12 protein-coding genes, 2 pseudogenes and 1 riboswitch are annotated in these 20,418 nt (G+C 64.4%); of the genes and pseudogenes, 12 read left to right on the top strand and 2 right to left on the bottom strand.

Annotated features, from left to right (window positions below):
* Window positions 1–154: 154 nt before the first annotated feature.
* The 11 genes and pseudogenes from eccD to CKW46_RS14080 all read left to right on the top strand — a co-directional run bounded on the left by eccD (window position 155) and on the right by CKW46_RS14080 (window position 17,329).
* Window positions 155–1,666: a type VII secretion integral membrane protein EccD gene (gene eccD, locus CKW46_RS14030; protein ID WP_012394391.1), complete on the top strand. Its 1,512-nt coding sequence runs from the start codon at window positions 155–157 to the stop codon at window positions 1,664–1,666.
* Window positions 1,644–3,386, top strand: a complete 1,743-nt coding sequence (mycP5, locus tag CKW46_RS14035; protein WP_482053413.1) for a type VII secretion system ESX-5 serine protease mycosin MycP5 — start codon at window positions 1,644–1,646, stop codon at window positions 3,384–3,386. Before eccD ends, mycP5 begins: the two co-directional genes overlap by 23 nt.
* A complete protein-coding gene (eccE, locus tag CKW46_RS14040) occupies window positions 3,383–4,594 on the top strand; it encodes a type VII secretion protein EccE (protein WP_482053280.1) in 1,212 nt (403 codons plus the stop codon). Before mycP5 ends, eccE begins: the two co-directional genes overlap by 4 nt.
* Window positions 4,591–6,423, top strand: coding sequence for a type VII secretion system ESX-5 AAA family ATPase EccA5 (eccA5, locus tag CKW46_RS14045; protein WP_015355474.1), 1,833 nt, complete (start codon window positions 4,591–4,593; stop codon window positions 6,421–6,423). The genes eccE and eccA5 overlap by 4 nt, the downstream gene beginning before the upstream one ends.
* A gap of 900 nt (window positions 6,424–7,323) precedes the next feature.
* Window positions 7,324–8,675: pseudogene (locus tag CKW46_RS14050) on the top strand (PPE family protein).
* Window positions 8,676–8,685: 10 nt separating this feature from the next.
* Complete coding sequence (locus CKW46_RS14055; protein WP_015355476.1) at window positions 8,686–9,915, top strand: PPE family protein; 1,230 nt, start codon at window positions 8,686–8,688, stop codon at window positions 9,913–9,915.
* 184 nt (window positions 9,916–10,099) lie between these two features.
* A riboswitch (M-box (ykoK) riboswitch) is annotated at window positions 10,100–10,275 on the top strand.
* 479 nt (window positions 10,276–10,754) lie between these two features.
* The gene (locus CKW46_RS14060; RefSeq protein WP_015355477.1) at window positions 10,755–11,915 is read left to right on the top strand and encodes a PPE family protein; all 1,161 of its coding nucleotides are present in this window, start codon (window positions 10,755–10,757) and stop codon (window positions 11,913–11,915) included.
* Between the two features lie 1,083 nt (window positions 11,916–12,998).
* Window positions 12,999–14,279, top strand: coding sequence for a PPE family protein (locus CKW46_RS14065; protein ID WP_482053282.1), 1,281 nt, complete (start codon window positions 12,999–13,001; stop codon window positions 14,277–14,279).
* An 86-nt stretch (window positions 14,280–14,365) separates the two neighbouring features.
* Window positions 14,366–15,772: a PPE family protein gene (locus CKW46_RS14070; RefSeq protein WP_012394399.1), complete on the top strand. Its 1,407-nt coding sequence runs from the start codon at window positions 14,366–14,368 to the stop codon at window positions 15,770–15,772.
* Window positions 15,773–16,030: 258 nt separating this feature from the next.
* Window positions 16,031–16,393, top strand: coding sequence for a DUF732 domain-containing protein (locus CKW46_RS14075; RefSeq protein ID WP_482053283.1), 363 nt, complete (start codon window positions 16,031–16,033; stop codon window positions 16,391–16,393).
* A gap of 207 nt (window positions 16,394–16,600) precedes the next feature.
* A complete protein-coding gene (locus CKW46_RS14080) occupies window positions 16,601–17,329 on the top strand; it encodes an MgtC/SapB family protein (RefSeq protein WP_012394401.1) in 729 nt (242 codons plus the stop codon).
* A 1-nt stretch (window position 17,330) separates the two neighbouring features.
* Here the strand turns inward: CKW46_RS14080 and CKW46_RS14085 are convergent.
* Window positions 17,331–18,530, bottom strand: a pseudogene (locus CKW46_RS14085) (NAD(P)/FAD-dependent oxidoreductase).
* Entirely contained in the window at window positions 18,527–18,847 is a 321-nt protein-coding gene (locus CKW46_RS14090) for an alpha/beta hydrolase fold domain-containing protein (RefSeq protein WP_499017892.1), read from the bottom strand. The pseudogene CKW46_RS14085 and the gene CKW46_RS14090 overlap by 4 nt, the downstream one beginning before the upstream one ends.
* 275 nt (window positions 18,848–19,122) lie before the next feature.
* Here CKW46_RS14090 and CKW46_RS14095 point away from each other — a divergent pair, with 275 nt between their 5' ends.
* The gene (locus CKW46_RS14095; protein ID WP_482053414.1) at window positions 19,123–20,325 is read left to right on the top strand and encodes an ISAs1-like element IS2404/ISMul1 family transposase; all 1,203 of its coding nucleotides are present in this window, start codon (window positions 19,123–19,125) and stop codon (window positions 20,323–20,325) included.
* Window positions 20,326–20,418 lie beyond the last annotated feature (93 nt).

A 20,418-nucleotide genomic window follows, 5' to 3' on the forward strand; every position in this document is an offset into this window, starting at 1 on the left:
AGGCGAGGCAAATGAAATTGGAGTTAGTCGAGCCGCAAATGAAAGCGGGCTACGGCGCTTCGGTGTATGTACCGACGGTGTATGTACCGACAGAGCCCCGGGCGCGGCTGAAGTCACGGAGTAACACGTTCGCCACAGCAGGGGGTACAGAACGATGACCGCAGTAGCTGATGCTCCACAGGCCGAACTTGAGGGCGTATCTTCGCCTCGGGCGGTCGTAGTTGGCATCATGGCTGGCGAGGGCGTCCAGATCGGGGTTCTGCTCGACGCCAATGCTCCCGTTTCGGTGATGACCGACCCGTTGCTGAAGGTGGTCAACAGTCGGCTGCGGGAGCTCGGCGAGTCGACGTTGGAGGCCGCTGGGCGCGGTAGATGGGCGTTGTGCCTGATCGACGGCTCGCCGTTGCGTGCTACCCAGTCGCTGACCGAACAAGACGTCTATGACGGCGACCGGCTGTGGATCCGGTTCATCCCGGACACCGAACACCGGTCGCAGGTCATCGAGCACATCTCCACTGCGGTTGCGTCGAATCTCAGCAAGCGATTCGCCTCGATCGACCCAGTTGTCGCGGTGCAGGTCGGCGCGGGGATGGTGGGGACCGGTGTGATCCTTGCCTCGGGCGTCTTGGGCTGGTGGCGCTGGCACCACAACACGTGGCTGACCACAATCTTCGCCTCGGTGATTGCCGTGCTTGTGCTGATGGTCGCCATGATGCTGCTGATGCGTGCCACCACTGATGCGGATCGGCGCGTTGCAGACATCATGCTGGTCAGCGGTCTTGCGCCGCTGACCGTGGCGGCGGCTTCGGCACCGCCTGGTTCCGTCGGTTCTCCGCAGGCCGTGCTCGGCTTCGGGGTCCTGTCCATCGCCGCGGCGCTGGCCCTGCGATTCACTGGTCGACGACTGGCGATCTATACCGCCATCGTCACGATCTGTGGCCTGACGACATTGGCGAGCTTGTCGCGGATGGTCGCCGCGACCAGCGCGGTGACGCTGTTCGCGACCATGTTGTTGATCTGCGTCGTGATGTACCACGCCTCGCCCGCGCTGTCGCGGAGACTGTCGGGTATCCGGCTGCCGGTCTTCCCGTCCGCAACCAGCCGATGGGTATTTGAGGCACGTCCCGATCTGCCCACCACCGTGGCGGTCGCCGCTGGCGGTCCCCCCGTGTTGGAGGGCCCCGCCTCGGTGCGCGACGTGGTGTTGCAGGCCGAACGGGCCCGGTCCTTCCTGAGCGGTCTGCTGGTCGGGTTGGGCGTGCTGATGGTGGTGTCGCTGACCTCGCTGTGCAATCCGCACACCTCGGAGCGTTGGCTGCCACTGATGCTCGCCGGATTCACCTCGGGCTTCCTGATGCTGCGCGGGCGCTCCTACGTCGACCGCTGGCAGTCGATCACCCTGGCCGTCACCGCCGTGATCGTGGTTGCTGCGGTGTCGGTCCGATACGCGCTGGTCTTGTCTTCGCCGTTGTCGGTGTCGATCGTGGCGTCGCTGTTGGTGTTGCTGCCCGCAGCCGGAATGACGGCCGCGGCCGTTGTCCCCAACACCATCTACAGTCCGTTGTTCCGCAAGTTCGTGGAATGGACGGAGTACCTCTGCCTGATGCCAATCTTCCCGCTGGCATTCTGGTTGATGAATGTCTATGCAGCGATTCGGTACCGTTAGCGGCAGGTTGCGGCCTGGTCGCGGATCAACCGCGACCATCGCCGCACTTCTGCTTGCCTCGGGTGCGTTGGCCGGCCTGCCACCGGCGTACGCAATCAATCCTCCGACCATTGATCTGGGAGCTTTGCCGCCCGACGGTACGCCGGGACCGCCGGCCCCGATGAAACAGAACTCCTACTGCACTGAGGTTGGGGTGCTGCCTGGCACCGACTTCAAGTTGCAGCCGAAGTACATGGAGATGCTGAACATCAACGAGGCATGGCAATTCGGCCGTGGCGCCGGGGTAAAGGTCGCTGTCATCGACACCGGTGTGACACCGCACCCGCGGTTTCCCCACTTGATCCCGGGCGGGGACTACGTGATGGGCGGTGACGGGCTGCAGGATTGCGACGCCCACGGCACCATCGTGGCGTCGATGATCGGTGCGGCGCCGGCCAACGGGGCGCTACCGCCTCCGGCAGTCCCACGCCGGCCGGTCACTATCCCCACCACCGAGAAGCCGCCACCGCCGCAGACCGTGACGTTGTCACCTGTGCCTCCTCAAACGGTGACAGTGATTCCGGGGCTGCCGCCGGAGGAAGGGGCTCCCCAGGGTGAGCCCGGACCCGGGCCGGTGCCCCCGCCAGCTCCCGGCCAACCGCCGGCAAGCAACCATGGTGGCGGAACGGTGACGATCCCCAGCTACTCAGGTGGTGCGTGGGTGACGGGGGTCGACCACGCGGGCGGCCCGCGTCCGCTCGACCCGCCGCCGCCGGCACCGGATGCATTCAGCGGGATTGCGCCGGAGGTCGAGCTGATCTCGATCCGCCAATCGAGCCAGGCGTTCGGCCTCAAGGACCCCTACACCGGGGATGAGGATCCGCAGACGCAACAGAAGATCGACGACGTTGAGACAATGGCGCGAGCGATCGTCCATGCCGCCAACATGGGAGCGTCGGTGATCAACATCTCCGATGTGACCTGCATGAGCGCCCGCAACGTCATCGATCAGAACGCGCTGGGGGCCGCAGTCCACTACGCGGCCGTCGACAAGAACGTGGTCATAGTGGCCGCGGCCGGCGACGGCAGCAAGAAGGACTGCAAGCAGAACCCGATCTTTGATCCGTTGCAGCCAGACGACCCACGTGACTGGAACGCGGTCACCACGGTGGTGACGCCCTCTTGGTTCAGTGACTATGTCTTGACGGTTGGCGCAGTCGACACCAACGGTCAGCCGATGACAAAGATGAGCATCGCCGGACCATGGGTGTCGATCGCGGCGCCCGGGACCGATGTCATCGGACTCTCGCCCCGTGACGACGGCTTGATCAACGCGATCGACGGTCCGGACAACTCGTTGCTGGTTCCGGCTGGCACGAGTTTTGCGACGGCGATCGTGTCTGGCGTGGTTGCCCTGGTCCGGGCGAAGTATCCGGAGCTGTCGGCGTACCAAATCAGCAATCGGCTCATTCACACCGCCCGCCCGCCCGCTCGTGGAGTGGACAACCAGGTCGGCTACGGTGTGGTGGATCCGGTGGCTGCCCTCACCTGGGACGTGCCCGAAGGGCCGGTCAAGCCGCCTAAGCAGCTATCGGCACCGCTGGAGCTGCCGAAGCCGCCCGCAGAGCGCAATATGGTGCCAGTATGGGTGGCTGCCGGCGGATTGACCGGTGCATTACTGATAGGCGGTGCGGTGTTCGGTACGGCGACGTTAATGCGGCGATCACGGAAGCGGCGATGAAGGCTCAGCGCAGGTTCGGTTTAGCTTTGTCGTGGGCGCGGTTGACGACAGTGTTCGTGATCGACCTGCTCATTCTGATCGTGGCCAGCCATTGCCCAGACTCGTGGCAGGGCGAGAACCGCATCGCGTGGTGGGTTGGCGTCGGCATTGCCGTGCTGGCCACCTTGTTGTCGGTCGTCACCTATCGCCGGATCACGGTCACCTCGGGTATCACTGCCTGGCTTTGGGATTGGTCCGCTGACCCGGGCACGGCACTGGGTGCCGGCTGCACACCGGCCGTGGATCACCAGCGTCGTTTCGGGCGCGACACCGTCGGAGTGCGCGAGCATCATGGCCGATTGGTCACCGTGATCACCGTCGACGATGGCGAGGGAGATGCCGCGGGTCGGCATCGGCATCGCACCACGCAGTCGGCGGTGGTACCGGTGGCGACTGTAGCCGAGAACTTGCGACAGTTCGATGTTCAGCTCGATGGCGTCGACATCGTGACCGTTGAGGTCCGCGGTGGTGCCGAGGCGGCCCGGGCGTCGGCTTCATTGGATGAGTGGGGCCCGGAAGAGTGGGGAATGGTGGGGGAGAGTCCCGCCGCGAACCGTCGCCGTACGTGGTTGATCTTGCGGATGAATCCCCAGCGCAACGTTGCGGCGATAGCGAGTCGTGATTCGCTGGCCTCGACGTTGGTGACAGCCACCGAGCGGCTTGCCCAGGTGCTCGATGGCCAGAGTTGTGCCGCGCGCCCATTGGCGGCCGACGAGCTGGCCGAGGTTGACAGCGCGATATTGGCCGAGCTGGAGCCGACCTGGAGCCGTCCGGGCTGGCGTCATCTCAAGCACTTCAACGGCTATGCGACCAGTTTTTGGGTAACGCCGGCCGACATCAACGCCGAGACCCTCGATGAGGTCTGGCTCTCGGACGCCCCCGAGGTAGGCGCCACGGTGCTCACGCTTCGTCTGGTGATGCGCGCGGGAGAACCTCGGTTGTCGGCGTGGGTCCGCTACCACAGCGATGAACGCCTGCCCAAGGAGCTATCGGTGGGCCTCAACCGGTTGACCGGCCGCCAACTGGCGGCAGTGCGAGCGAGCCTGCCGGTGCCGTCCACCCGGGCTCAGCTGGTTGTTTCCAGTCGCGAGTTGCTAGACCACGACGAGCTGGAACTGCCTGTGGGGCAAACACAGGAGCACGCGACAAGCGCGACCACAGGGCAATGACCCGCGCACAATCAGCTGCAGACGATGCCCGCAACGCCATGGTCGCCGGTCTTCTGGCGTCGGGCATCTCGGTCAACGGGCTACAGCCAAGCCATAACCCGCAGGTTGCGGCTAAGATGTTCACCACCGCAACCAAGCTCGATCCAGCGATGTGTGACGCCTGGCTGGCACGGTTGCTCGCCGGCGACCAGACCATGGACGTTCTCGCCGGCGCATGGGCGGCGGTAAGAACCTTCGGTTGGGAAACCCGCCGTCTCGGCGTTACCGACTTGCAGTTCCGCCCCGAGGTGTCCGACGGGCTGTTCCTGCGGCTGGCTGTTACCAGTGTCGATTCGTTGGCCTGCGCCTACGCTGCCGTTCTGGCCGAGAACAAGCGTTACCAGGAGGCCTCGGACCTGCTCGACACCACCGATCCCAAGCATCCCTTCGATGCCGAGTTGGTGAGCTATGTGCGAGGTGTCTTGTACTTTCGCACCAAGCGCTGGCCCGACGTGCTGGCCCAGTTCCCCGAGGCAACGCCCTGGCGGCACCCGGAGCTGAAGGCGGCCGGTGCGGCGATGGCGACAACGGCCTTGGCATCACTGGGGGTCTTCGAGGAGGCCTTCCGGCGTGCGCAGGAGGCCATCGAAGGGGACCGGGTTCCCGGCGCGGCCAATATCGCCCTCTACACCCAGGGCATGTGCCTGCGCCACGTGGGGCGCGAGGAGGAAGCCGTCGAGCTGTTGCGTCGCGTGTATTCGCGCGACGCAAAGTTCAGCCCAGCCCGCGAAGCCTTGGATAACCCCAACTACCGACTGGTATTGACCGACCCCGAAACGATTGAGGCGCGCAAGGATCCATGGGATCCGGACAGTGCGCCTACCCGTGCCCAAACCGAAGCCGCCCGGCATGCGGAGATGGCTGCCAAGTATCTCGCCGAGGGGGACGCCGAGCTCAATGCGATGCTCGGCATGGAGCAGGCCAAGAAAGAAATCAAGCTCATCAAGTCGACCACCAAGGTGAATCTGGCGCGCGCCAAGATGGGGCTTCCCGTTCCGGTGACCTCACGCCACACCCTGTTATTCGGTCCTCCTGGTACTGGAAAGACCTCGGTGGCAAGGGCATTCACCAAACAGCTGTGCGGGCTGACGGTGCTGCGCAAGCCGCTGGTGGTAGAGACCAGCCGCACCAAGCTGTTGGGTCGCTACATGGCCGACGCGGAGAAGAACACCGAGGAGATGCTCGAGGGTTCACTGGGCGGCGCAGTCTTCTTCGACGAGATGCATACCCTTCATGAGAAGGGCTACTCCCAGGGCGACCCCTACGGCAACGCGATCATCAACACCCTGCTGCTGTACATGGAGAACCACCGCGACGAGTTGGTCGTATTCGGTGCGGGCTATGCCAAGGCCATGGAAAAGATGCTCGAGGTGAACCAGGGTCTGCGACGGCGCTTTTCGACCGTGATCGAGTTTTTCAGCTACACGCCCGAAGAGCTGATTGCGCTCACCAAACTGATGGGCCAGGAGAACGAAGACGTCATCACTGAGGAAGAAGCTCAGGTGTTGTTGCCGTCGTACACCAGGTTCTACAACGACCAGAACTACTCCGAGGACGGCGACCTGATTCGCGGCATCGACATGCTCGGCAACGCCGGCTTCGTGCGCAATGTCGTGGAGAAGGCCCGTGACCACCGCAGTTTCCGCCTCGACGATGAAGATCTCGATGCGGTGCTCAACAGTGATCTGACGGAATTCAGCGAGCTGCAGATGCGTAGGTTCAGAGAGCTGACGAAAGAAGACCTGGCCGAAGGTCTCAGTGCCGCGGTGGCAGAGAAGAAGACGAACTAGGCCTCGGCGCGGCAAGCACCAAGCCCAGCTAACCCGCAGTCGCCCGGGAGGACGAACCTACACGGGCCCAGACGCGGGGCGCCGTATTCGCCCGGCGCAACCACCGCGAGTCGCGTTCACGCTGGGTTGACCCCGGTGACACCATGACGCTGGTTCTGCCTCACCAGCCGAAGTCTTTGCACGAAAACGGGGCCTCGAAATCGGAATTGGCATCAGTGGTCGGGGGATGCTCCGGGGCGCGCTGGTTCGCCCCGTGGATGGATTGAGATCAACTCGGCTCATCGCGCACCGTTGGGCGGATACGCTATGTCATGCCAAAGCTTGCGCAACACCGGCCGCCCGGTCCAGCAAACACTGCTGGCGGCTTGAACCCGAGTTGCGCAACCACCGCGCACTCCCGTGGGCGCCGGATTGCGACGGGAGGTGGGCGGGACTGAACCAGTTGACAGTGGTTGTGCGAAGTTGGTGACCGTTTCCATCCGATCCGGTCCGGGCAGAAATTCCGCCGTCTGAATCGACTGGCGCCGAGTGCCCGAAGGCACGCGCGAACTGATTGTGCACGTGCCATCGGCAACATCCCGACACCACCACAGCGGCCGAGCCAATAGCCGGGTCGGGCTATCCCAAAGAGGAGAAAGTCCGATGTCTCTTGTCATGACGAGACCGCCAGTCCCGGCACTGCCGGCCGGCAGGCTAGCCAACCAAGGCCCTGCCCCTGTCCGGGGCGAATTGTTTTTGGCTGCAATAGAAGTAGCTCTTCCCGCCCCGGGTTTTGGAAGCGCGCGGCGGCAGCCTGAACCTGATCATCGACGGCGTACCGACACCCTCTCGGCGCGCGGGCTTGGATCGCTTGCGCCGATGATGGCCGCGTCGAGTGCGGCCGGGTAGGGGGCGTTGGAGATGGATTTCGCAGCACTGCCACCAGAGATCAATTCGATACGCATGTATTCGGGGCCGGGCTCAGCTCCGATGCTCGCTGTGGTAACAGCCTGGGATGGGCTCGCTGCCGAGTTGCGCTCGACGGCCGCCGCATACGAGACGGTGATCGCCGTGCTAACCGGTGACGGCTGGCTGGGGCCGGCCTCGGAGTCGATGGAAGCCGCCGTGTTTCCGTACCTGGCGTGGATGAACATCACCGGAATGCAGGCTGAGCAAACCGCCCGCCAAGCGGCAGCGGCGGCGGGCGCGTTTGAGGCCGCGTTCGCGATGACGGTGCCCCCGGCGCAGGTGGCCGCCAACCGCACTCAGTTGCAGACGCTGGTTGCCACCAATCTTCTGGGGCAGAACACGCCCGCCATCGCCGCTACCGAAGCCGCGTACGGCGAGATGTGGGCTCAGGACGCGGCGGCGATGTATGGCTACGCGGTCGGCTCTGCAGCCGCATCGACGCTGACACAGTTCACCCAGCCGGCGCAGACCACCGATCCAAGCGGGCTGGCCAGTCAGTCGGCGGCGGTCACTCAGGCAGTAGGCAGCACAGTCGGCAACCTCACTCAGACGGAGCTGCCACAACTGATGTCCGCGGTGCCGGCGAGCCTGTAGGGGCTGGCCTCACCAGCGGCCGCATCGCCGATAGACGCCATTCCCGGATCCGGGCTGCTTGCCGCACTGCTGAACTTCCTGGATGGCAACGACTGGAACCCGTACGGGGTCTTTTTGAACTCGTCATTGGTGAACGGGTTCGTCTCAGCCGGATACGTCAGCCGTGCCGTCGTCGGACCCGCAATCTGGGCCGCAATGGCCGATATCAATGCAGTGGCACTGGGTGCCCAGGAATCGGCCGCGGTACCGCCCATGGGGTCCGGCGAAGGAAATCCGTCGTGGATACCCGCGGCATCATCGGCAAGCCCGGAAAGTTTGCCGGTTCTGGGTGAGGAGACGGCAGCCACGCTGGGGACTGGAGGAATCTCGGCGGGTATGAACCAGGCTGAGCTGGTCGGGCGAATGTCTGTTCCCCAAAGCTGGGCGTGGCAACAGCGGTGGCCAATCACGCCGGTGCGGCAGCCCCGGGCGGCGGCTGGACCAGTACGGCCGTTGTCCCCGAAGCGGCAGTCGGGATGCCCGGCATTCCAGGTATGCCCGCGGGCATTTACGGGCACAGCCTCGGCAATGCCCCCGGTACGGATTCCGCCCAACGATCATGGGGCGCCCGCCAGCTGCTGGATGACGAGACGGAAGTCACCGTGACATCGACGATCGGTTCCGGGACTGCCGCGGCTACCGAATCTGCCAGCATGACTCCCTCGCGTTGAGGCTCGGGTAATGGTCTTGCCGGCAATGGATTTCGGGGCCCTGCCACCGGAAGTCAACTCCCTGTGCATGTATTCGGGCCCAGGGTCAGCGCCCATGCTCGCCGCTATGGCGGCGTGGGATGACGTTTCCGCGGAAATGCTTTTGACGGCAGCGGCATACGAGTCGGTGCTCTCGGCTTTGCTCAGCGACGGCTGGCTGGGGCCAGCTTCGGCGGCTATGGCGGCAGCGGCGGCCCCGTATGTGACGTGGCTGAGCGCCACCGGGCTACAGGCCGCGCAGACGGCCGGTCAGGCGGCGGCGGCCGCGGCGGCGTTCGAGGCCGCGTTCGCCATGACGGTGCCGCCGAGTGTGGTTGCGGCGAACCGGGTGCAGTTGCTGACGCTGGTGGCTACCAATTTTCTGGGCATCAACACACCGGCGATCGCGGCTACCGAGGCCGAATACGCCGAGATGTGGGCGCAGGATGCGACAGCCATGTACGGGTATGCGGCCGGTTCCGCGGTGGCATCCACGTTGGAACCATTTTCGGAACCAGCACACACCGCCAGCCGCTCCGGGCTGGCGGGTCAGACCGCGGCGGTTGCCCAGGCGGCGAGTACCGCTATGGGCGGCCTCACGCAGACCGAACTGCCCCAACTCATGTCCGCGGTACCGGCAAGTCTGCAAGGACTCGCCGCACCGGCGGCGGCACCGCTGGACACCATTGCAGGGTCGGGTCTGCTTGCTGACATCCTGAACTTTCTGGACGGCAACGATGGAAACGCCTTCGGGACCTTCTTGAACTCCTCATTGGCAAATGGAGTCATCTCGGCCGGATACACGGCTCCGGGGATCGTCGTGCCCGCCGTGATATCGGCAATGGCCGACGTCAATGCGTTGGCCCTAGACGGCTTACCAGGGATTGCGTTGCCAATTACGGGATCCGATTCCGGCGATGCCGTTTGGACAAGAATGACAGTTCCGCAATCGGGCCTGGGGGGAGTCGCCGCGGGAACCAACCAGGCGACCATGGTGGGTCGACTGTCGGTCCCGCCGAGCTGGGCGGGGACCACCGAAGTGACAGATCATGTCGCCACCGCGCTCCCGGGCGCTGGCACCGCTACCGCCCCGGAGGCGAGTGCGGCGATGCCTGGCGTACCCGGGGTACCTGCTCCGGGCGCCTACGCGCGCAGCTACGGCACCGGACCCCGGTACGGATTCCGGCTGACGATAATGCCGCGCCCGCTCTCGGGCGGCTGAACAACGCGCTTGCACCGAAGCCGGCGGAGTTGCGCCGCTCCGCGTGTGTGACCTGAAGACAGCGAAAAGCGCTGCGATGAAACAAAACCCGGCACACGATGGCGCATCGCCTTACCGGCATGATCGGGCAGCCACGGGCGCGTTGGGTTGACGGTCACCGCTTCGAGTGAAACTATGACCTCTGCAAGCACTTCGCTAGGTGAGGCGTCTGCACGGATACAGGCCACTGACCTCGAACGTCGAAAGACGCCCCGGGTCAGGACAGCTCTTCCCGGCTTAAGGGTTGAGCCCAAGTGACTTCCGGCTTGAAAGCGTCGGATACGCCGTGTGGTGCCAAAGCTCTGACGAGAGGGGTGCCGCGCTCAGTCGTCGTGCTGGGCACTCGCCTCTATGTGCTGTGTGACTGGCACCCCGCGTGCCCCGGCCCCGAGGAGGTGAGTGCGAAGTGAGTCCCGGTGATAGACCGTATTCGAGACCAACGGCCATTTCGTTTCGATCCGATCCCGGCGCCCTTTTCGTTATCTGACACGGTTTCATCCACGTTTGTTTGATCGGCACGCCTTAGCCTGTGCTGCGGACGTGTAGCTGAAGCGCGCGAAGTTGCGGTATCGGCGCTGTGTCGTTGTGCGTCAGGAGAAGCCCGATGCCATGTGGCCCCTGGACCGATATAAAGCTGGGCCACAACATAATTCGGTGGATAGCGCCCATGTATAGGGCACCGAGCGTGCACCGGAGCGCAATCGGGCGCTAGGGCTACGCAACCCGATGCCCGCCCCGCGTCCCACTCGGCCGTAACGGCCGCCAACGCCATCACGGCCAGGTAGAGAAAGAAGCCAGCGATGACCGCCAGTCTGGATTTCGCCACACTGCCACCCGAAATCAATTCCGCACGTATGTATTCGGGGCCAGGCTCCGCCCCGATGCTTGCCGCAGCCTCAGCCTGGAAGGGCCTGGCTGCGGAGCTTCGCGTCACCGTGTTGTCCTACGACTCAGTGCTCAGGGCGTTGACCGGCGAGGAATGGTACGGCCCGGCGTCGGCCTCGATGGCGGCTGCGGCAGCGCCGTACGTGGCATGGATGAGCACCACCGCCGCGCAGGCTGAGGAGAGTGCGGTACAGGCGGCAGCCGCTGCGGCAGCCTACGAAGCTGCCTTCTCGGCCACCGTGGCGCCCACGGTGATTACAGCTAATCGGGCTCAATTGATGGTGCTGGTCGCGACCAATGTGCTGGGGCAGAATACTCCGGCAATCGCAGCCGTAGAGGCCCAATACTGCGAGATGTGGGCCCAGGACGCCATGGCCATGTACGGCTATGCCGGCTCGTCGGCCGCCGCCACGCGGCTAAGCGAGTTCCTCGAGCCGCAGCACAACACCAATCCGGCTGGGCTGCTGGCACAGCAGTCAACGCTGGCCCAGCTGATGTCGGCAGTTCCCAACGTGTTGCAGGGACTGGCGTCTTCCAACACTTCGGCATCCGCGCCGTCCGGGCTGCTGAGCACGTTGCTGTCCGGCAATGGCCAGTCCTGGCTAGCCACGCTGTGGTCGGAGTTCGGGCCCAACGCCAATATCTGGAACACCATCGCCTCGACCGGCTTTCTGCTGCCGAGCAATATGGTCACCCCCTTTCTCGGCATGCTGGGCACCGCAGCGGTGGCGGATGCGGCCGAGGACGCGCTCGGAACCACGGGTTCTGGCGCGCTCGGCGGTGCGCTTTCCGCGCCGCTCGGGTCCGTCGGTGGCCAGGCCGGGCTGGCGGCCGCGGGCAACGCCGCCATCGTCGGCAAGTTGTCGGTGCCGCCGAGTTGGACGGGGGCAGCTCCACTGGCCAGCCCGCTGGGTTCAGCCCTGGGCGGCACACCGATGGTCGCGCCTCCGCCGACGGCGGCGGCCGGCATGCCCGGCATGCCGTTCGGGAATATGGCTGGGCAGCCGTTTGGGCGGGCTTTGCCCCAATACGGCTTCCGCCCCATCTTTGTCGCCCGCCCTCCCGCGGCGGGATAGCTGCGGGGAAATCTGCGGCCGAGGCGAAGTCGGATCACGCAAAGGACATCGTCGACCACGTCCGGTAGTCATGTTGCTCCGTGGGCTGCGGTATTTGCAGCGCACAAGCTTCACGCCCGGCCGCGGGACCGTCATGGCACGCCGGGCGATGGCCTGCCAGCAAACCTGCAGCAACCAGCCAGCCGAGTAACAGCCGATTGTGAACCTGGTTGCCCGCGAGGTGCGTAACCTTCCTCCGACGCAAGGAGAACGCCCCATGACGAGCAGCCGTCAGTTCGGTGAAGTCGATGCTTACCCGGTCGTCTGGAGCCCCGGCTCCGGCTGATCCGGTACTGCGCCGGTAACTGCCTGCGCCACGGGAGTGGACATCGTTCCCCCTGGCAGTTGGCGACGTTCGCACCCACGTGTTCAGCAATCAAACTCCTCGCCATCACGCATCAAATCCGGGAGGCCATGCGGCAGCCTTATCCGTTGGTAGCGTCGCACCGTCGGTCATTACGGTGGGTAGCGTGAAATTACTACATGAATTCATATTAGTGAAACTGTAATGCTGTTCTTAGTGGGACATTTCCGCTCGTTCGAGAATGGCGCCGTGCGATTTCGCCTGCAAAATACAAATATGGACTTGTGTGTCAATAATCGCCCATCGATCGTGTTTGTCCTCTGCGTTGATGGTGAACGCGGCTCCGCCTGGGCGGTGGTTTGCCATGAGTTGGGTTATAACTGTGTCTAGGTGCATAGGTAGTGGCGGCAGTGCATCGCTGAGCGGAAGCTTCACACGCGCCGCTGGGGTGGTGAGATCGATTTTTAACATCGAGATCACGCGGCGGGAACGCGGTGCAAATATGCCTCATTCAAGATCAACGTCGTATGCGGCCATGGGGGCGCGAATAGTGGCTAGCCAAAGGACGATTTGGGATTTTTTCCGCGGGGATATGAGATAGTTTTTGTTGTGGCTCGGTGGATCAATCATTGGAGAGTTCAGGGGGTGGTTAATGAGTTCGATAAGAGCCGAGGCCAGCATCGTGCGGGACTACAGCTTCGTGATTACCCTGGCGTTCAGCTAAGAACCGGAGGTAGCAGATGATTGACTTTGGGGCGCTTCCGCCGGAGATCAACTCGGGGCGGATGTATGTGGGGCCAGGCGCGGCGCCGCTGATAGCTGCGGCCGCGGCGTGGGACGAGCTGGCCGCCGAGCTGCAATCCATGGCAGCTTCGTATGGCTCAACGGTCCAAGGCTTGACCGTGGCACCGTGGACCGGTGCGTCGTCGATCACGATGGCGGCAGCGGCCGCACCCTACGTGACCTGGATCAATACCACGGGCGTTCAAGCCGAGCAGGCCGCCACCCAGGCGAAGCTGGCCGCCGGCGCGTATGAGACGGCATTTGCGGCCACGGTGCCACCGCCGGTGATCGCGGCCAATCGCGCGTTACTGATGGCGCTGATCGCGACCAACATCTTCGGACAAAACACTCCCGCTATCGCGGCCGCCGAAGCCCAATACCTGGAGATGTGGGCCCAAGACGCGGCGGCAATGTACGCCTATGCCGGCACTGCGGCCGCGGCCTCGGCGCTGACGCCATTTACCGAGCCGCCGCAAACCACGAATCCGGTGGCGGGGGCCGCTCAATCCGTCGCCGTGGCCCAGGCCAGCAGTACCGCCGCCAGCTCAGACGTAGTGTCCCAGCTGGCCGGACTGATCACCTCGGTACCGAATGCGCTGCAAACCCTCGCGACAACGAGCGCCGCACCGACCGCGGCGTCCATCCTGCCCGAGGTGTCCCTGCCTCCATGGCTCGCCACCAACCTGGCGAACTGGAATACCATCATGGCAACCTTGACCGGGCCATTCTCACTGCAGGGGATCAGTTCGATACCGGGTGGCCCGTTCCTGTCTTTCGGGCAGGTCTACGCCTACGTGCAAAACGCTCAGGGGCTCAACGCCTTCTACAGTCCGAAAGCGATCACCGGGACGCTGGCGCCGCTGGTTCCGGAGATCAGTCCCGGCGGCGTCGGATTGACTTCGGCGTCGGTATCGAACTCGGTATCGGGGACGATGGGGCGCGCCGCCCTGGTGGGCAGCATGTCGGTGCCGCAAGGCTGGACTCAGGCCGCACCCGCGATGCGACTGGTCTCATCGGTGCTATCCACCAACCTGGCGGCCGCGCCGACCGCTGGGCTACCGGGCGAGGCGGGGGTCTTCGGCCAGATGGCGCTGTCCAGCCTCGCCGGACGTGCCATGGGGGCCAGCACGTTTGGTTCGTCCAGTGGGGGTGTCGTGGCGAACTCGCTCGGCGGGGTTGTTGCCGAGGCCGACCCAGCCGCCGCCACCATCATCGTGATCCCGGCGCTCGACGAATAGGACGCCGACTGCCATGAATCACGAGAACTCCTACAGCAGCCCGGCCCGGGCGATCCAGGCACAGAAGTCCAGGTAAGGGGTACCGCATGTTCTATGCAGCGTTTCCGCCGGAGATCAACTCGGGCCGGATGTACACCGGTCCTGGATCGGGGCCGTTGCTGGCCGCCGCGGCAGCCTGGGACGCGGTTGCCGCGGAATTGCAGTCCACGGCCGCCGCGTTTTCCTCGGTGATCGCAAGCCTGACCAGCGGGCCATGGATAGGTCCGTCCTCGCTGGCGATGGCGGCCGCGGTCGCACCCTACGTGACGTGGATGGGCGCCACCGCCGCACAAGCCGCGCAGGCGGCGACACAGGCCACCGCCGCGGCGACCGCCTACGAGACCGCGTTTGCCGCACACGTGCCACCGGTCGAGATCGCGGCCAATCGCGCGCAATTGGCAATGCTGGTGGCCACCAACCTATTCGGCCAGAACACTGCGGCCATCGCCGCGGCCGAGTCGCAATACGCTGAAATGTGGGCACAAGACGCCACCGCGATGGACGGCTACGCCAGCTCGTCGGCGGCCGCCAGCGAAGTCACGCCATTTGCCGAACCACCGCAAGTCGTCAATGCTGCCGGGTTGGCCAGTCAAGCCGCAGTGGTGGGCCAAGCTGCCGCTGCCTCCCCGGCCGCCACCGTGCAGGACCTGCTGGCAACTGGCCCCATCTCCTGGTTACTGCAGTTGGGTGCCGACCTCAGCACCGGCTATACCGCAGCGGTCACCGCGCTGCTGAACGGCCTTTTCGGGCCATCCGGCGCGACGACCTATTTAACGCTGTACAACGCCATCAAGACTCCGCTGAACTTCACCACCGGGTTTAACGACATCGGCCTGCTGATCAACTTCCCCGCCTCGCAGTTCCTCAAGTTCGCCCCGCACCCCGGGCTCGGCCCGCTTCCCAAGGACGCGTTGGGAGGCGGCCTCGGGCTGGCTCCGCACTGGAACCAGGGCACGCTGTTCAGCGCGATACAGCCGGAGGCGATGACGCCGCACTGGGGGCGCGGCACCCTGGTCGGAAAATTGACGGTTCCACCGAGCTGGGCCGCGGCCACGCCGACCATCAGGACCGTAGCCGCCGCGCTGTCGGCCGCCGGACCCGAGGCCGTCCCGGCAGCGGCACTCGGCGAGGGAGGGCTGCTCAGCTCCATGGCAGTGGCGGGCATGCTCGGAAGTGCCTTTGGTGCCGGGGCCCCGGACGCGTACAAACGCGCCGGCGTCCGCAGTCGCCTCACTCCGCTCAAAGACCTCAAAGACGCCACTTCACCGGAAAAGTTGAAACGTCTGGTCGCGCAAATATCGGAGAAGCCCGAAAGTGTCCAGCACCATACTGTCGATCAGGAAGGTCTTGACAGTCTCTTGGAGCAGCTGGCGAAGAAACCCGGTATCCATGCTGTGCACCTGTCCAAAGGCGACAAAGCCAAAGTCGTGCCCACCGATGCGCAGCCAGGCTAGTGGGGAAGTGCAGTTCGACGTTGGAGCTGCCCAATGATGGGCCCCGATGCCGGGATCTCGAAGCGTCTTACCCGCGCTGCGCTGCCACAATCGCGTCACTAGAGCGCCAAATAACCTGCGCGCCAAGAAGATTGGAACAGCATTCGGGGAATTTCGACTCGCAACGGTGGGCATCATCGATGCCAGTGCCGCATTCCGCTGCGGCAGTGGCTAGACCACACACATTTAACAGCTATGCCCCAGCTCGAGCTGGAATAATTGGCAATAGGCAACTGCTGTGGGATCGGAGAATGGCTAACAATGAAAACGCTATTTGCTCTCCTCGGGCTGTCTGCCATGATTTGGCTGGCCGCGCCCGCGCACGCACACCCTGACGAAGGCGGGGGGGACGATGTCGGCTTTCTTGCCGCACTGCAAAATGCCGGTATCACTTATTCCAACCCGGACCAAGCCATCGGATCGGCCAAGGCGGTGTGCTGGTGTCTGGACGGCGGCGAATCCGGCCTGGAACTGGTTCATGATATGAAGACCCACAATCCCGGATTCAATATGGAGGCGGCATCGCAGTTCGCTGTGCTGGCGGCGACCTACTACTGTCCGCATCACCTCAGCCACGCCTGATCTAGCAGGTCGCGGCTTTCGGCTCAACCATGCGGCCGAAAACGAAATTGCCCAAATCGCACCGAATGGATCGCCCCTGAGCCGCCGGTAGGTCGTCGCTGAGTACCACTACGATGCGGCCGGTTCGCCTTGACTCCACCTGTCGTTAACCCAGGCGTGCTTAGCTGCCGTCGCCATCGTGTCGGTCAGGAAGGGAGTGCGACGCCAGTGCAGAACCTGAGCGTTGCTGAGTTCACACTTCGATTGGCGGTCGGACTCGGCTGTGGCGCCCTCATCGGCATCGAGCGGCAATGGCGCGCGCGCATGGCCGGGTTGCGCACCAATGCCCTGGTGGCCACCGGAGCCACGCTATTCGTCTTGTACGCCGTCGCGACCGAGGACAGCAGCCCCACCAGGGTCGCGTCCTACGTCGTGTCCGGTATCGGGTTTCTCGGCGGTGGAGTAATCCTGCGGGAGGGATTCAACGTCCGCGGCCTCAACACCGCCGCCACCCTGTGGTGCTCGGCAGCGGTGGGCGTGCTGGCGGCCTCCGGACACTTGATCTTTGCGCTGATCGCTACCGGCACCATCGTCAGCGTTCACTTGCTGGGACGCCCACTGGGCCGACTGATCGACCACGACAACGGGGTCGAAGAGGATGAAGGCCTGCAGCCCTATCGCCTACAGGTTCTCTGCCGCCCCAAGACGGCGAAGTACGCGCGCGCCCAGATCGTCCAACACATCGCCAGAAACGACATCATTCTCCGTGGCATTCACACTGGCCAGGCCAACGACGACAACATCGCGTTGACCGCCCACATCCTTTTGGACGGTCACACGCCCGCCAAGCTAGAGCGGCTGGTGGCCGAGCTGTCCCTACAACCAGGCATCTACGCAGTGCATTGGTACGCAGGTGAGCAGTCCAATCCCGTGCTGCCCGGCACCGAGCCGGACTGACCTACGGCCGGTCCTGTAGGTCCGGAGCGGCGGCTGCCAACAGGTCCGCGCGATCTCGGGTCAGCGGCGGGTAGATCCGCTCAGTGTTGATGGTCTGCTTGGTGGCCTTGGCCTTCGCGCCACGCGACACCACCATCCGGTCCCACCCCTCGGTGTAGACCGCGCCGGCCGGTCCCAGATCGAGAACCGTTACATACCAGGGAATCCGCAGGGCCAGCAGTGGCTCGCCGAACAGGTCGCTGATCACGTTGTAGCCCGCATACCGTCCCATCGGCCGCCCGTGCTGACACGACATCACCGACACGTGGTCGTCGTCCATCTGGGCGGCGGCCACATCGCCCGCGGCGAATATCTCGGGAACCCCAACCACCCGCAGGTAGTCGTCCACCTCGACACGCCCCAGCCGATCACGGTGTACCGGCAGTTGTTCGGCCAGCGAATTTGCGCGCATGCCGGCGCATCACACCACGGTGGCTGCCTCGAGCAGCTCACCCGATGACAGCGCCACGCCAGCCTCGGTGACCGCGGTAACACCGACCGCGGTCCTGGTCTCAACACCGACCTCGGACAACGCTTCCTCGATCACCGGCCGCGCTGACGCACCCATATCCGAGCCGACCACGGGGTTGTGGTCCACCAGTACCACTCGGGGGACGACGGCACTGTGGGCGAACAACTTTGCGAGCCGAGCGGGCAGCTCGCAAGCGGTTTCGATCCCGGTCAACCCGGCTCCCACCACCACGACCGTGGCCGCGGCGGCCGCTGGCGGCCGATCGGCCAGTTGTTGCAGGTGACATTGCAGCCGGACGGCACCCTCATAGGTGTCCACATCGAATCCGAACTCCTGCAGGCCAGGAAGGTCGGGCTTGGCCACCTGACTACCCGAGGCGAGCACCAAGCGGTCGTATTCGTACGTCTGGCCGTCGGCGGTGCGCACTCGGCGTGCCGCGGCGTCGATCCCAACCACCACCGCGGGAATATGTGAGACCCCGGCTGGATCGAGGAGGTCGGCGAGCGGGATCCGACAGGTACTCAGATCGGTTTCGTAGTTGCGAACCCGGATATCGTGAAACGGTTTGGCGCTCAACACCGTAATGTCGACGGACCCGGGCGGTACGGCGAGCTCCTCGACTCGCCGCGCGGCGCCCAGGGCCGCCCACAGTCCCGCGAAACCAGAACCAATCACCAGTACCCGGTTCAACCGCTCAGCCCCTCGCTCATCCGGGCCAGCGCCGCGGCCGCATCATGGCCCGGCATCAGCATCCACACGTGTAAACCTCTGTCGCGTTCATACCATCCGATGTCGAGCCCCTCGTCAGCGGCGCGCTCCCGCAACGCGCGCGCATCGGGATTGAGCACGTCATGAGTCCCAGTGAATATCGTCAGCCGGGGCAAGCCGATCAGCGGGCCGACGCTCGGGCTCAGCAGGGGAGTGCCCAGCGGATCTCCGCCCGCGTACCGCAGTCCCGCGTACCGCAGTCCCGCGTCGCGCAGCGCATGGCACAGCGCGAACGCCATCCCGCCCCCGGCCGGATCACCTCTGAACGCAACCGAATTCGGGTCACTGGTCTGCAAAATCCGGTGATAGAGCCGCAAGAGGAACGGGAACACCTTGCGGTAGGTGAGTTCGGGGGCGATGGGGTAGATCGGCAGGGCTCCGGCGTTGTTGATTAGCAGGCTTGTGAGCTGGGTTGATGATCTTTGGTGCCGCGCTATTGGGGCCGGAGTGTAGGCACGGGCTATCTGGAGAACGATCGAGTTGGTTACTGTTCGTCGTTGGTCTGGAGTTGCCCGTGCCTACCGTTTCAGTATTGCCTGTGTCGTCGGTTCCAGAGGTGTTCGACCGCTGGAGTCCTGGTGAGCGCAGCGAGCTCATCGGATCGGAGTTTCTCGATGTGTTGGCCTCGGTGCCAGACCCGAGGGACCCACGCGGTCGGAGGTATTCGCTGATGGCTTTGTTGGCGATCGCGGTTCTGGCCACTGCCGCGGGGATGCGCGGCTATGCTGTTTTTGCTACATGGGCGGCCACCGCTCCCGATGATGTGTTGGCCCAATTAGGGGTCCGGTTCCGGCGGCCCAGTGAGAAGACCTTCCGCGCTGTTTTGTCTCGGCTAGACCCCGCCGACCTCAACGCCAGGATGGGCAGTTACTTCACTGCACACGTGGCCAGCAGCGACCCCAGTGGATTGGTGCCGATCGCGTTGGACGGCAAGATGCTGCGTGGTGCTTTACGCGCCAAAGCGACAGCCACGCATCTCGTGTCGGTGTTCGCCCACCGTGCCCGATTGGTGCTCGGTCAACTCGCTGTCGCCGAGAAAAGCAATGAAATTCCCTGCGTACGTGCCCTGCTCACGCTGCTGCCGGGTAGCTTGCGGTGGCTGGTCACCGTGGATGCGATGCATACCCAGGTCGTCACCGCGAAGTTGATCTGCGCCACCTTGAAGTCGCACTACCTGATGATCGTCAAGTCCAACCAAGCCAAAATACTTGCGCGTATCACCGCGCTGCCCTGGGCCGAGGTGCCCGCAGCCGCTACCGACGACTCCCGCGGCCACGGCCGTGTCGAGACCCGCACCCTGCAAATCATCACCGCTGTACGAGGAATCGGCTTCCCCTACGCAAAACAAATCATCCGGATCACTCGTGAACGTTTGATCACCGCCACCGACCAGCGCAGCGTGGAGGTGGTCTATGCCATCTGCAGCCTGCCGTTCGAGCACGCCCGCCCTACCGCGATCATGACCTGGATGCGTCAACACTGGGGAATCGAGAACAGCCTGCACTGGATACGCGACGTCACCTTCGACGAAGACCGTCAAAGGGCACATACCGGAAACGGCGCACAGGTCCTAGCAACGCTACGCAACACCGCGATCAATCTGCACCGCCTCAACGGCGCCGACAACATCGCCGAAGCCTGCCGGATCACCGCTTTGACCGCCAACCGCCACCTAGACCTCCTCAATCCACAATTCCCCAGCTCACAAGCCTGCTAATCAACAACGCCGGAGCCCTGGGTAGATCGGCACCGTCATGGTGCGGCGCAGGGTGTTGGCGAATCTTGCAATCGCGGGCCAGTGGAAATGAGG

Source organism: Mycobacterium liflandii (assembly GCF_022354805.1).
GTDB classification, from domain to species: Bacteria; Actinomycetota; Actinomycetes; order Mycobacteriales; family Mycobacteriaceae; genus Mycobacterium; species Mycobacterium marinum.

What these genes read in the sequence shown, in the direction of transcription:
- CKW46_RS14065 (WP_482053282.1), top strand. Translation starts at nt 12,999, where the DNA reads ATGATTGACTTTGGGGCGCTTCCGCCGGAGATCAACTCGGGGCGGATG.
- eccA5 (WP_015355474.1), top strand. Translation starts at nt 4,591, where the DNA reads ATGACCCGCGCACAATCAGCTGCAGACGATGCCCGCAACGCCATGGTC.
- CKW46_RS14055 (WP_015355476.1), top strand. Translation starts at nt 8,686, where the DNA reads ATGGTCTTGCCGGCAATGGATTTCGGGGCCCTGCCACCGGAAGTCAAC.
- mycP5 (WP_482053413.1), top strand. Translation starts at nt 1,644, where the DNA reads ATGCAGCGATTCGGTACCGTTAGCGGCAGGTTGCGGCCTGGTCGCGGA.
- eccE (WP_482053280.1), top strand. Translation starts at nt 3,383, where the DNA reads ATGAAGGCTCAGCGCAGGTTCGGTTTAGCTTTGTCGTGGGCGCGGTTG.
- eccD (WP_012394391.1), top strand. Translation starts at nt 155, where the DNA reads ATGACCGCAGTAGCTGATGCTCCACAGGCCGAACTTGAGGGCGTATCT.
- CKW46_RS14060 (WP_015355477.1), top strand. Translation starts at nt 10,755, where the DNA reads ATGACCGCCAGTCTGGATTTCGCCACACTGCCACCCGAAATCAATTCC.
- CKW46_RS14090 (WP_499017892.1), bottom strand. Translation starts at nt 18,847, where the DNA reads ATGGCGTTCGCGCTGTGCCATGCGCTGCGCGACGCGGGACTGCGGTAC.
- CKW46_RS14070 (WP_012394399.1), top strand. Translation starts at nt 14,366, where the DNA reads ATGTTCTATGCAGCGTTTCCGCCGGAGATCAACTCGGGCCGGATGTAC.